Below are 11,624 nucleotides of genomic sequence, written 5' to 3' on the forward strand. Positions count from 1 at the left end.
CCCACTGGAGCGGTCATCCCCCTCCCGGAAAGGACCGTTCCATGACCTCCGTCCGTCGTCACGCCGCCCGCGGCCTCGTGGCCCTCGCCGCCGCCGTCGCCGTCAGCGCCCCGCTGGCCGCCCCGGCCGCCGCCGCCCCCGCCGCACCGACGACCCCGGCCGCAGCGCAGTCCGTCACGGGCAAGCCCGTGGTGCGCCCCGACGTCGTGGGTCACCGTGGTGCCTCCGGCTACCGCCCCGAGCACACCCTGGCCGCCTACGAGCTGGCCGCCGCCCAGGGCGCGGATGTGATCGAGCCGGACCTGGTCTCCACCAAGGACGGCGTGCTCGTGGTCCGCCACGAGAACCTGATCGACGGCACCACGGACGTCGCCCAGCGGCCCGAGTTCGCGGACCGCAAGACCACCAAGGTCGTCGACGGCGTGGCCCTCACCGGCTGGTTCACCGAGGACTTCACCCTCGCCGAGCTCAAGACCCTGCGCGCCAAGGAGCGCCTGCCGCAGGTCCGCCCCGAGTCCGCGTCCTACGACGGCCGGTACCAGGTGCCCACCTTCGAGGAGGTGCTCGAGCTGCGGGAGCGCCTCTCTGCCCGGTACGGCCGCGAGATCGGCGTCATCCCCGAGATCAAGCACCCCACCTACTTCGACTCCATCGGCCTGTCCATGGAGGAGCGCGTCGTCGAGCTGCTCGACGAGCACGGCCTGAACAAGCGCAACGCCCCCGCCACCGTGCAGTCCTTCGAACTCGCCAACCTGCGCGATCTCAACGAGAACCTCGGCCTCAAGGCCGAGACGGTGTTCCTCTCCAGCGTCACCGGCGCGCCCTATGACTCCGTGGCCGCCGGCGACGGGCTCCGCGACTACGACTTCTACGAGACCGCCGCGGGCATGCGCGAGGTCCGCGCGGCCGGCGTCGACACGCTCGGCCCGGCCTTCGCGCAGATCATCACCAAGGAGAAGGACGGCTCGATGGGCGAGGAGACCGCGTTCGTCTCCCTCGCCCACCGCGCGGGCCTTGAGGTGGTGCCGTACACCTTCCGCGCCGAGAACCAGTTCCTCTACACGGAGTTCCGCTCCTCCACGGACCCGAACGCGCGGGGCGACATGGTCGGCATGATCCAGCCGTTCCTCGACGCCGGCATCGACGGCTTCTTCACCGACCACCCCGACCTCGGCGTGCAGGCCGTGGACACCTGGATGCAGGGCAAGAAGGAGCACCCGGGCCGGGGCGTCGGCAAGACCGCCCAGCGGGGCCTGAAGGTGCGCTGACCCCGTCCCGACCGGAGACGATCCCGGCGGACCCGAGGTCTTCCGGCACGTCCGTCGCGGTGCTTACCTTGGCCCTCAGGACCGGTGGACCCGGTGACGTGGACGGCCAGAAGGGCTGGCCATGAGGGGCCGCCGACCCGGACGAAGGAAGGCACAGCATGACGACGAACACGCCGAAGAACGCCCACGGCTCCTCAGCCGAGGGCCGTGACGCCAAGGACCAGGCGAAGGACAAGGCCCAGCAGGCCGCGGGCGAGGCCCAGGGCCAGGCGAAGGCCGTGGCCCAGGACGCCAAGGACAAGGCCCAGGACCTCGCGGCCACCGCCAAGCACGAGGCCGGCCAGGTGAAGGACGAGGCCGCTGACCAGGTGCAGTCGCTGGTCGGCTCCGCCCAGGAGCAGGTCGGCGCGCAGGTGCAGACCCAGCAGGAGCGGTTCGCGGGCCAGGTGCGCAGCTACACCGACGACCTGCACCGCGTGGTCTCCGGTGAGCAGCCGCAGACCGACCTGGTGCGCCAGGGCGTCGCCTCGGTGGCGGACCGTGCCGAGGCCCTGACGCAGCGCCTGGAGACCGCTTCCCCGCAGGACCTGCTGCAGGACGTGCGCGGCTTCGCCGCTCGCCGTCCGGGCACGTTCCTGGCCCTCGCCCTGGGCGCCGGGCTGGTGGCCGGTCGACTGACGCGCGGCATCCGCGACGCCGCCCAGCCCGACTCCGCCGCCTCCACCTCGCCGCGCCGTCACACGACCCGTCCGGACGCGGTGCACGCGGACGTGACCCCGCACCACCTGGACTCGCAGGCCCCGGCCTACTCGAGCGATTCGCTCTCCCAGGCCGACGGCCGCGTCGCGGACGGCGCCGGGCCCCGCCGCGCGGCCGGCGTCGGGGACACCCCGTATGGCACGCAGGCGCCGGTCCAGCAGGGCCTGACCGCCGAGCGGCCGTTCGACCAGACCCGGCCCGGGGGTGACGCATGAGCACCGCCCACGAACCGTTCCGCGACGCGACGCCGCACTCCGGCGCGCACACCCCGCCGCCCACGCAGGCGGAGTTCCGCGCCGAGCACGAGAGCCTCGGCGAGATGTTCCAGAGCCTGTCGGCCAAGCTGTCGACGCTGGTCAGCCAGGAGATCGCCCTGGCCAAGGCTGAGGCCACCGAGTCCGCGAAGAAGGCCGGCAAGGGGGCGGGGCTGCTGGCCGGCGCCGCCGTCGGCGGCTTCTTCCTGCTGATGTTCCTGTCCCTCGCCCTGATGCACCTGCTCGACGTGTTCCTGCCGATCGGCTGGGCCGCGCTGATCGTGGCCGTGCTGTGGGGCGTCGTGGCGGCCGTGCTGGCCGTGCAGGGCAAGAAGGACATCGAGAAGATCAAGGGTCTGCCGCAGACCCAGGAGACGCTTCAGGAGATCCCCGAGACCCTGAACCCCGCGAAGGAGACGCGATGACCACGAGCAACAACCCCGATGAGATCCGCGCCGACATCGAGCGCACGCGCCGCGAGCTCGGCCAGGACGTGGACGCCCTCGCCGAGAAGGTGAGCCCCACGAAGGCCGTGTCCCGGCAGACCAACCGCATCAAGGACGGCTTCATCCACGCGAAGGAGAACATCATGGGCTCCCCGGAGCAGCACCGCCACGAGCCCTCGCTGGGCGATCGCGCCCACGCGGTGGTCGACGACGCCCGGGCCTCCGCGTATGACGCGGCCGGCCAGGCCCAGGACCGCCTGGGCGACGCCGGCGACCGGGTGTCCGAGTGGGCCGACGACGCCCAGCACGCCCTGCACCAGGCCCCGGCTCAGCTGCGCGGCCGCACCGCGGGCAACCCGTTGGCCGCCGGGCTGATCGCCTTCGGTGCCGGCCTGCTGCTCAGCTCGCTGATCCCCGCCTCACGCGCGGAGCAGCGCGCCGCGGAGGGCCTCAAGGACCAGGCCGCCCCGCTGGTGGACGAGGCCAAGCAGGCCGCCCAGCAGCTGCGCGAGGACCTCGAGCCCGCCGCCCGCGAGGCCGCCGGGAGCGTGAAGGAGTCGGCCGCCGAGGCCGCTTCCCACCTCAAGGAGCAGGGCACGGACACGGCGCAGGGCCTCAAGGCGGAGTCCCAGGACGCCGCCCGCCAGGTGAAGGACACCGCGAAGGACGCCTGAGCCCGACTCGAGCACGACGCCGGCCGGTCCCGTTGACGGGACCGGCCGGCGTCGCGCGTGGCGGGGCCGAATCCGGCCCGCGGCTCAGGCCTTGGACCAGATGCGCGTGGTGAGGCGGAAGTCCTCCCCGAGGCCCCGTGCCTAGACTCGGAGGGTGACCCCTCTCGACCGCGTCCCCGACCAGCGCCCCGTCCCCGCCGGCACCGGCCTGACCCTCGAGGACGCCCTCCCCGCTCCCGTGACGGCCGAGGCCGACGGCGTCTCCGCGCGCCCGCGTCTGGCCCGGACCGTCGCCGAGATGCGCTCCGCTCTCCGTGAGCTCGTCGCCCACGCCACGGACGACGGCGACGCCGAGCCCGTCACCGTCGGCCTGATCCCCACGATGGGCGCCCTCCACGGCGGCCACGCGGCCCTGGTGCGGCGGGCCCGCGCCGAGAACGACGTCGTCGCGGTCAGCATCTTCGTGAACCCGCTCCAGTTCGGCGATCCGGCCGACCTGGAGCACTACCCGCGCACCCTGGACGCGGACCTGGACCTGCTGGCGGCGGCGGGCGCCGACGTCGTGTTCGCCCCGGACGTGCAGGAGATGTACCCGGGCTACCCGGACGCGCCGATCGTCACCGTCTCCGCCGGCCGCATGGGGGAGGTCCTCGAGGGCGCCTCCCGCCCGGGCCACTTCGACGGCGTGGCCACCGTCGTGGCGAAGCTGTGGAACATCGTGCGCCCGGCCGTGCCGGCCCTGCGCAGCTACTTCGGCCAGAAGGACGCGCAGCAGCTCACCGTCCTGCGCCGCCTGGCCACGGACCTCGACATCGACGTCGACGTCCGCACCGTGCCCATCGTCCGCTCGCCCGAGGGCCTCGCGCTCTCCAGCCGCAACACCCGCCTGGACGCCGCGGGCCTGGAGCACGCGCTCGTCCTCAGCCGCGCGCTGCGCTCCCTGGCCGACGCCGCGGCGGCCGGTGAGCCCGTCGACGTCCAGGCCGCGCGCCGGATGGTCGAGGACGAGCCGGGCGTCGAGCTGGACCACCTCGTGGTGGTGGACCGGGACACCTTCGCCGAGCTCGGTCCGGAGCTGCTGTGCCAGCCGCTGCGCCGCGAGGCCCTCGCCCTCGTGGCCGCGCACGTGCCGCCCGTCCGGCTGATCGACACCATGGTGCTGCCCGTCGCGGGGCCGCTGCCGTGACCCCGGAGCGTCTCGCCGCCGCCTTCGACGGCCCCTCGCCCGCGCTCGCCGCGACGCTGCTGGGGTGCCGGCTGACCGTCGTCGCCCCGGACGGCGCCGTCACCGTGCGGCTGACCGAGACCGAGGCGTACGGGAACGCGGGAGCGGACCCCGGCGCCCACTCGTTCCGCGGCCGCACCGAGCGCAATGCCGCGCTGTTCGGGCCGCCGCGGCGCACGTACGTGTACCTGAACTACGGCATCCACCGCTGCCTGAACCTGGTGGGCCACCCCGAGGGGGAGGCCGGCGGTGTGCTGCTGCGTGCGGCCGAGGTGCTCGCAGGAGGGGACCTCGCGGTGGCCCGCCGTGGCCGGGACACCGGCCCCAAGCTGCTCTCCGGCCCGGGCAACCTCGGCCAGGGCCTCGGCATCACCCTGGAGATGGGCCACGCGCCCGTGGAGATCGTCGCCGCGCCGCCGGAAGTGGCCGACGACGGCGGCACCCCGGCCCGCCTCGCCGCGCCGGCCGCGCCCGCCCGCTTCCTCCTGGCCCCGCCCGCGCCCCGCGATCCGGCCGAGCCGCCGATCGAGGTCGTGACGGGCCCGCGCGTCGGCGTCTCGGGGGAGGGTGGCTCCGTGCGCTTCCCGTGGCGGTTCAGCGTGGCCGGCCACCGCAGCGTGTCCGCGTTCCGGCGTGGCCGCAACGTGCCGGACTGAGCCTCAGACCTTGTCGCCCGCCCCGGCCCCGTGCCTAGGTTGATCTCATGACCGAGATGAACAAGACCGCCCACGGCGAGACCCAGCAGACCGTCACCCGGACCATCGACGCGTCCGCCAAGGACGTGTTCGACTTCCTGACCCTGCCCGCGAACCACGCGAAGTTCGACGGCTCGGGCATGGTGCAGTCGGACGACAAGACCCAGCGCATCCAGAAGGTCGGCGACGTGTTCACCATGAACATGCACGCGGAGCACATGGGGGGCGACTACCAGACCGACAACCACGTGGTCGCCTACGACCCGAACAAGCTGGTCGGCTGGAAGACCGCCCCCGCCGGCACCGAGCCCAAGGGTTGGCAGTGGGTCTACCGGCTTGAGGACAACGGCTCCGGCAGCACGGTCGTGTCCCTCACCTACGACTGGACCGCCGTGACCGACCCGGAGCTGCTGGCGAAGAACCTCTTCCCGATGGTGTCCGAGGAGCAGATGGAGGAGTCGCTCGCGAAGCTGGCCGCCGAGGTCGGCTGACCCCCGCCTCCCGACGGCGGCCTCCGGGCTGGCCGTCCCCTCGACGACGGGCACACACCCGGCCAGGGTGCGGTGCCCGTCGTCGTGTCCGGTGTCACGGCTAGAGTGCCGTGCGAGACCGTTCCACCCCCCACGTCCAGGAGGATCCGCCGTGACCGCCACCGCCGAGCCCGAAGTCCCGTCGCCGCGCGAGGACCTGTACCGCCACGTCAACGCCGGGTGGTTGGACACCCACGAGATCCCCGCGGACCAGGGCGCCTACGGCGCGTTCCTCGAGCTGCGGGACGCGGCCGAGCTCGCCGTCCGGCACCTGTGCGAGGACGCCGTGCGCGAGGTCGGCACGGGCTTCGACCCCGCCCAGGCGCGCGTGCAGGCCACGGCCGCGGCCGGCGCGCACCGGGACGTCCCGCTCGCCCCGCTGGACGAGGAGGACGCGGAGGGCACGGAGCATCCGGAGCTCAAGCGCCGGATCGCCGCGCTGTACGCCTCGTTCATGGACGACGAGACCGTGGAGGCCCGCGGCCTCGAGCCGATCGCCTCGGACCTGGCGGCGGTGGCCACCGTGTCCACCCCCGCGGAGCTGCTCGCCCTGTCCGGGCGACTGCAGCGCCAGGGCGTCTCCGGCCTCATCAACACCGGCGCCCTCAACGACGCCGGGAACCCGGACCGCATGCTCCTGCACCTGCTCCAGGGCGGCCTGGGCCTGCCGGACGAGTCCTACTACCGGGACGAGGCCTACGCCGAGATCCTCGAGCAGTACACCGAGCACACCGGCCGTCTGCTGGCGCTGGCCGGGATCGGCGCGGACCGGGACGAGGCCGCCGCGCTGGGCGCCCGGGTGGTGGAGCTGGAGAAGCGCATCGCCGCCCTGCACTGGGACGTGGTCCGCACCCGGGACGCCGTGGCCCGCTACAACCTCATGACCCACGACCGGCTGACGGAGCTCTTCCCCCTGGCCGACGCCTGGCTCGAGGGCGTGGACGCCGCCGGCGAGCGCGCCGCGGAGGTCGTGGTGTGGCAGCCGGACTTCCTCTCCGGTGTGCAGGGGCTGCTCGAGGGACCCGAGGCCGCCGACCTCGAGGACTGGCGTCACTGGCTGATCCTGCAGGTGCTGCGCTCCTTCGCCGGCTTCCTGCCGGACGCGTTCGTGCAGGAGAACTTCTCCTTCTACGGCCGCCGCCTGGCCGGCACCGAGGAGGTCCGCCCCCGCTGGAAGCGCGCGGTCGCGTTCGTCAACGGGGCGGCCGGCGAGGACGTGGCGCAGCTCTACGTGGCCCGCCACTTCCCGCAGGGCCACGTGGCCGCGATGGACGAGCTCGTGGGCCTGCTCCAGGAGGCCTACCGCCGGTCCATCGAGGAGCTCGAGTGGATGGGGGAGGAGACCCGTCAGCGGGCGCTCGAGAAGCTGGCGATGTTCCGCCCCATGGTGGGCTACCCCTCGAAGTGGCTGGACTACTCCGCCCTCGAGGTCCATGCCGGCGACCTGCTGGGCAACGCCCGCTCCTCCTCGGAGCTCGAGTGGGAGCGGGACCTGCGCAAGATCGCGGACGGGCCGGACCCGGAGGAGTGGCACATCACGCCGCAGACGGTGAACGCGTACTACTCGCCGCTCGAGAACGCGATCGTCTTCCCGGCCGCCATCCTGCAGCCCCCGTTCTTCGACCCCGAGGCCTCGATGGCCGCGAACCTGGGGGCGATCGGCGCCGTGATCGGCCACGAGATCGGCCACGGCTTCGACGACCAGGGCTCGCGGTACGACGGCGCCGGCCGGCTCGAGGACTGGTGGACCGAGGAGGACCGCACGGCGTTCACCGAGCGCACCTCCCGGCTGGTGGCCCAGTACAACGCGCTCTCCCCGGCCGAGGCCCCGGACCACCGCGTCAACGGCGAGTTCACCCTCGGGGAGAACATCGGCGACCTCGGCGGCCTGGGCATCGCCCACCGCGCCTTGGAGATCTGGCGGGACGAGGGCGACGGCGCCTCCCTCGACGCCGCGGCGGGGGACCGCGAGTTCTTCACCGCCTGGGCCACCGTGTGGCGTCAGCTCACGCGACCGGAGGCCATGGTCACCCGCATCGCCTCGGACCCGCACTCGCCCAACGAGTTCCGCTGCAACCAGGTGGTCAAGAACCTCGACGCCTTCCACGAGGCGTTCGGCACGCGCGAGGGGGATCCCATGTGGCTGGCCCCGGAGGAGCGCGTCACCATCTGGTGATCCCGCCCGCCGGCCGGGCCCCGCGGGTCCGGCCGGCGGCTCACTCGGATTCGGCGGGGTCCTGCATCCGGGTCTGACGCTCGGCGGCCAGCCGGTCCAGCAGGCGCGTCAGCGTCCGGATGTCCTCGCGGTCCCAGCGCGCCAGGTCGTCGCGCAGCCCGCGACCCGCCGGGCCGCCGCGCACCGCGTCGAGGCGGGCGAGCCCCTCGGGGCTGGCGCTCAGGAGGGCGGAGCGGCGGTCCCGCGGGTCCGGCTCTCGGGTGATCAGCCCGGCGGCCTCGAGGTCGCGGACCATGCGGGAGACCTGCGCGCGGTCCACCAGCAGGCCCTCGGCCACGGCCGAGGGCGTCATGGTCCCCTCGTTGGCCAGCATCATGAACGCCTTCATCGCCCCGACGGACAGGGCCGGGCTGAGGGCCGCCGCGTAGCGGACCATCACCTGGCGGTGCTGCAGGACCAGACGCGAGAACGCCTGCTCGAGCCCCTGGACGGCGGCCTCGAAGCCCGCGTCGTCGCCGCCTCCGCCCGGGTCCGGGGCGCCGTCAGCCACGGCGGGCCCGGACCAGCGCGGTGACGACGGCCGCCAGCAGGGCCGTCCCTGCCACGGCCAGCGCCGCGGGGACGACGGGCCGGTCGGCCACCGCCGTCGCCGGGCGCTCGGCCGACACCGACCGGGACTCCTCCGGGTCCTCGGCCGGATGCTGCCCCTGCGCCGCGGTCACCACGGGGATCGGGCCGGTCGCGGGCAGCGTCTGCATGGCCTCGGCCGTGGCATGGGTGGCCAGGTCGGCGCGGGTGGCGTGGAGGCGCTCGGAGGTGGTCATGCGGCCCAGTGGGAGGTTCGGCAGGAACAGGATCGCGATCAACGCGACGATCGCGAGCGGCACGGCCACGAGGAAGGCGAGGGCGATGCCCTGCGCGTAGACGTCCTCGAAGATCACCCGCAGCGAGTCGGGCATCTCTGCCACGCGTGGCAGGGTGCTGGACTGCAGGCTCTCGGACCACTCGGCGGCGTCCGGGCCCAGGCTGCGCAGGGCCGCGGCGAGGTCCGCGCGGCGCTCCTCGATGCGGTCCGGGACCACGTTGGAGACCACGGCGCCCATCACGGCGACACCGATGCTGCCGCCCAGGGTGCGGAAGAAGGTGACGCCGGAGCTGGCGACGCCCATCTGCCGCGGGTCGGTGGTGTTCTGCACCACGAGCACGAGGTTCTGCATGGTCATGCCGACGCCGGCGCCGAGCAGGAACATGTAGAGGGACACCAGCCAGAAGGAGGTGTCGTAGTGCAGGGTGCCGAGCAGGGCGGTGCCGGCGATCAGCAGGACGGCGCCGATCACGAGCCAGCGCTTCCACACGCCGGTGCGGGTGATGAGGCCGCCGATCACCGTGGAGGACACGAGCAGGCCGAGGATCATCGGGATGGTCATGAGGCCGGCCTGGGTCGGCGTCGCGCCGCGGGCCAGCTGCATGTACTGGGCCAGGTAGACGGAGGAGCCGAACATGGCCAGGCCCGTGGCGATCGAGGCGATCGTCGCGAGGGTGAAGGTGCGGTCGCGGAAGAGGGTGAGCGGGATGAGCGGCTCGGCGACGCGCAGCTCGGTCACGACGAACAGGACGGTGGCGACGGCGGCGCCGCCGAGCATCCACGCGGTGGTGGTGCTGGCCCAGTCGAAGTCGCGACCGGCGCTGGTGACCCAGATCAGCAGCAGCGCGGTGGCCGCGGTCAGGAACACGATGCCGAGGTAGTCGATGGACACCTTCTGGCGCTCGCGGTGCGGGAGGTGGAGGGTGCGCTGCACCATCACCAGGGCGACGACGGCGAAGGGCACCGCCACGAAGAAGTTCCAGCGCCAGCCCCACAGGTCGGTGATCACGCCGCCGGCGAGCGGGCCGCCCACCGTGGCCACGGCCATCACGGCGCCGAACAGGCCCATGTAGCGGCCGCGCTCACGCGGGCTGATGATGTCCGCCATGATCACCTGGCTGAGCGCGACGAGGCCGCCGCCGCCCAGGCCCTGCACGGTGCGGCAGACGATCAGGAAGGTCGGATCGTGGGTGAACCCGGCCGCCGCGGAGGCGGCGACGAAGATCGCCAGGGCGACCTGGAAGAGGACCTTGCGGTTGACGAGGTCGGCCAGCTTGCCCCAGATCGGGGTGGCGATGGCCGTGGCGAGCAGGGCCGAGGTGATGACCCAGGTGTAGGCGGTCTGGTCGCCGCCGATGTCGTGGATGATCACCGGCATCGAGGTCGAGACCACCGTGTTGGCGATCATCGAGACGAACATGCCCAGCAGGAGGCCGGTCAGGGCCTGGAGCACGGAGCGGTGGCGCGCGGCGTCGGCGGCGGCGCGCTCGAGCGAGGGGGCGCCGGCCGGCGCGACGGCCTCGGGGGCGGGGGAGGTTGGGGTCATGGGGTCCTTCGGCGGGAGGGGCGGCGCGGTGATTGACATAAGTCAATGATTGACGAGAGTCAATCATAAGGGGCGTCGGCCCGGGCCGCACCCGCCGTCCGCGGTTAGCCTGGTCACGCCGGACGACGCCGCGTCCTCCCCGCCCCGATCCGAGAGTGAGGCCCGCCGTGACCCCCCGTTTCCTGCTCATGACCCGCCTCCCTGAGCCCGGGCTCGGAATGCTGCGCGAGGCCGGAGAGGTGGTGGACGGCGCCGACGTCGGAGGGGACGCCGCGCTCGCGCGGCTGGTGGCCTCGGGGGACTACGACGTCGTCGTCGCGGCCCTGGACCAGAAGTTCACCGCCGACGTGCTCGCCGACGCGCGGATCAGGGGCATCGCCAACTACGCGGTCGGCTACAACAACGTGGACGTGGCCGCCGCGACGCGGCGGGGGATCGCCGTCGGCAACACCCCGGACGTGCTCACGGACGCCACCGCGGACATCGCGATGCTCCTGATCCTCGGGGTGACCCGCCGTGCCCCCGAGGGTGAGCGGATGGTGCGCGAGGGACGCTTCCACGGCTGGGCGCCGGACCTGCTCGTGGGCCGGGACGTGCGTGGCGCGACCCTGGGCCTGGCCGGTTTCGGGCGGATCGGCAAGGCGGTGGCCGAGCGTGCGCTCGCCTTCGGCATGGAGGTCGTGTTCGCGCCGCGGCCGCCCGCGCACCGGGAGGTCGCGGCCGCGGAGCTCGGCGACCTCGCCGGCCGCGTCCGTCAGGTCCGCTGGGAGGAGCTCGTCGAGGTCGCGGACGTCCTGTCCCTCCACGTGCCCCTGACGGACGACACCCATCACCTCGTGGATGCGGACGTGATCGCGAAGATGAAGGACGACGCCGTCCTCGTCAACACGGCCCGGGGGCCCGTGGTGGACGAGGCGGCCCTCGTCACCGCCCTGCGCGAGGGGCGGCTCTTCGGCGCCGGTCTGGACGTCTACGAGGACGAGCCCGCCCTCGCCCCGGGCCTGGCCGAGCTGGAGAACGTGATGCTCCTGCCGCATCTGGGCTCCGCCACCCGGGACACCCGCGCCGCGATGGCCGAGCTGGCCGCGCGCAACGCGATCGCCATGGCCACGGGCGCGGAGGCCCCGGCCCTCGTCAACCCCGAGGTGCGCGGCTGACCGGCGGGGCGCCGTCGGTAGACTCGGGG

Annotated in this window: 11 protein-coding genes; 9 read left to right on the plus strand and 2 right to left on the minus strand. The window is 73.6% G+C overall.

All coding sequences use genetic code 11. The annotated features are described in order from the left end of the window. Positions 1–41 precede the first annotated feature (41 nt). The 8 genes from DE149_RS05150 to DE149_RS05185 all read left to right on the plus strand — a co-directional run bounded on the left by DE149_RS05150 (position 42) and on the right by DE149_RS05185 (position 8,027). Positions 42–1,268 carry a glycerophosphodiester phosphodiesterase gene (locus tag DE149_RS05150; RefSeq protein WP_113914115.1) on the plus strand — a complete coding sequence of 409 codons (1,227 nt, stop codon included), beginning with the start codon at positions 42–44 and terminating at the stop codon, positions 1,266–1,268. Between the two features lie 158 nt (positions 1,269–1,426). After that, positions 1,427–2,242 (plus strand): hypothetical protein, encoded by an 816-nt coding sequence (locus DE149_RS05155; RefSeq protein WP_036380841.1) that lies wholly within the window; start codon positions 1,427–1,429, stop codon positions 2,240–2,242. Next, a complete protein-coding gene (locus DE149_RS05160; protein WP_036314802.1) occupies positions 2,239–2,706 on the plus strand; it encodes a phage holin family protein in 468 nt (155 codons plus the stop codon). The genes DE149_RS05155 and DE149_RS05160 overlap by 4 nt, the downstream gene beginning before the upstream one ends. After that, the gene (locus DE149_RS05165; RefSeq protein WP_036380847.1) at positions 2,703–3,401 is read left to right on the plus strand and encodes a DUF3618 domain-containing protein; all 699 of its coding nucleotides are present in this window, start codon (positions 2,703–2,705) and stop codon (positions 3,399–3,401) included. The genes DE149_RS05160 and DE149_RS05165 overlap by 4 nt, the downstream gene beginning before the upstream one ends. 154 nt (positions 3,402–3,555) lie before the next feature. Next, complete coding sequence (gene panC / locus DE149_RS05170; protein ID WP_113914116.1) at positions 3,556–4,587, plus strand: pantoate--beta-alanine ligase; 1,032 nt, start codon at positions 3,556–3,558, stop codon at positions 4,585–4,587. Further along, positions 4,584–5,282 (plus strand): DNA-3-methyladenine glycosylase, encoded by a 699-nt coding sequence (locus DE149_RS05175; RefSeq protein WP_049146636.1) that lies wholly within the window; start codon positions 4,584–4,586, stop codon positions 5,280–5,282. Before panC ends, DE149_RS05175 begins: the two co-directional genes overlap by 4 nt. Positions 5,283–5,329: 47 nt before the next feature. Then, positions 5,330–5,812 (plus strand): SRPBCC family protein, encoded by a 483-nt coding sequence (locus DE149_RS05180; RefSeq protein ID WP_036380856.1) that lies wholly within the window; start codon positions 5,330–5,332, stop codon positions 5,810–5,812. A 151-nt stretch (positions 5,813–5,963) separates the two neighbouring features. Further along, positions 5,964–8,027, plus strand: coding sequence for a M13 family metallopeptidase (locus tag DE149_RS05185; protein ID WP_113914117.1), 2,064 nt, complete (start codon positions 5,964–5,966; stop codon positions 8,025–8,027). A 40-nt stretch (positions 8,028–8,067) separates the two neighbouring features. Here the strand turns inward: DE149_RS05185 and DE149_RS05190 are convergent, their stop codons facing one another. Both DE149_RS05190 and DE149_RS05195 read right to left on the minus strand, forming a co-directional pair. Next, the gene (locus tag DE149_RS05190; protein WP_036380863.1) at positions 8,068–8,577 is read right to left on the minus strand and encodes a MarR family winged helix-turn-helix transcriptional regulator; all 510 of its coding nucleotides are present in this window, start codon (positions 8,575–8,577) and stop codon (positions 8,068–8,070) included. Continuing rightward, entirely contained in the window at positions 8,570–10,438 is a 1,869-nt protein-coding gene (locus DE149_RS05195; RefSeq protein WP_069941094.1) for an MDR family MFS transporter, read from the minus strand. Before DE149_RS05195 ends, DE149_RS05190 begins: the two co-directional genes overlap by 8 nt. 167 nt (positions 10,439–10,605) lie before the next feature. Between DE149_RS05195 and DE149_RS05200 the strand changes: the two genes are divergently transcribed. Then, positions 10,606–11,595 (plus strand): D-glycerate dehydrogenase, encoded by a 990-nt coding sequence (locus tag DE149_RS05200; RefSeq protein ID WP_069941093.1) that lies wholly within the window; start codon positions 10,606–10,608, stop codon positions 11,593–11,595. Positions 11,596–11,624 lie beyond the last annotated feature (29 nt).

The organism is Micrococcus sp. KT16, from assembly GCF_003315015.1.
GTDB classification, from domain to species: Bacteria; Actinomycetota; Actinomycetes; order Actinomycetales; family Micrococcaceae; genus Micrococcus; species Micrococcus luteus.

Bases quoted from the DNA above. Each gene is read 5' to 3' on its own strand.
- DE149_RS05150 (WP_113914115.1), top strand. From the start codon at position 42: ATGACCTCCGTCCGTCGTCACGCCGCCCGCGGCCTCGTGGCCCTCGCC.
- DE149_RS05155 (WP_036380841.1), top strand. From the start codon at position 1,427: ATGACGACGAACACGCCGAAGAACGCCCACGGCTCCTCAGCCGAGGGC.
- DE149_RS05160 (WP_036314802.1), top strand. From the start codon at position 2,239: ATGAGCACCGCCCACGAACCGTTCCGCGACGCGACGCCGCACTCCGGC.
- DE149_RS05165 (WP_036380847.1), top strand. From the start codon at position 2,703: ATGACCACGAGCAACAACCCCGATGAGATCCGCGCCGACATCGAGCGC.
- DE149_RS05180 (WP_036380856.1), top strand. From the start codon at position 5,330: ATGACCGAGATGAACAAGACCGCCCACGGCGAGACCCAGCAGACCGTC.
- DE149_RS05195 (WP_069941094.1), bottom strand. From the start codon at position 10,438: ATGACCCCAACCTCCCCCGCCCCCGAGGCCGTCGCGCCGGCCGGCGCC.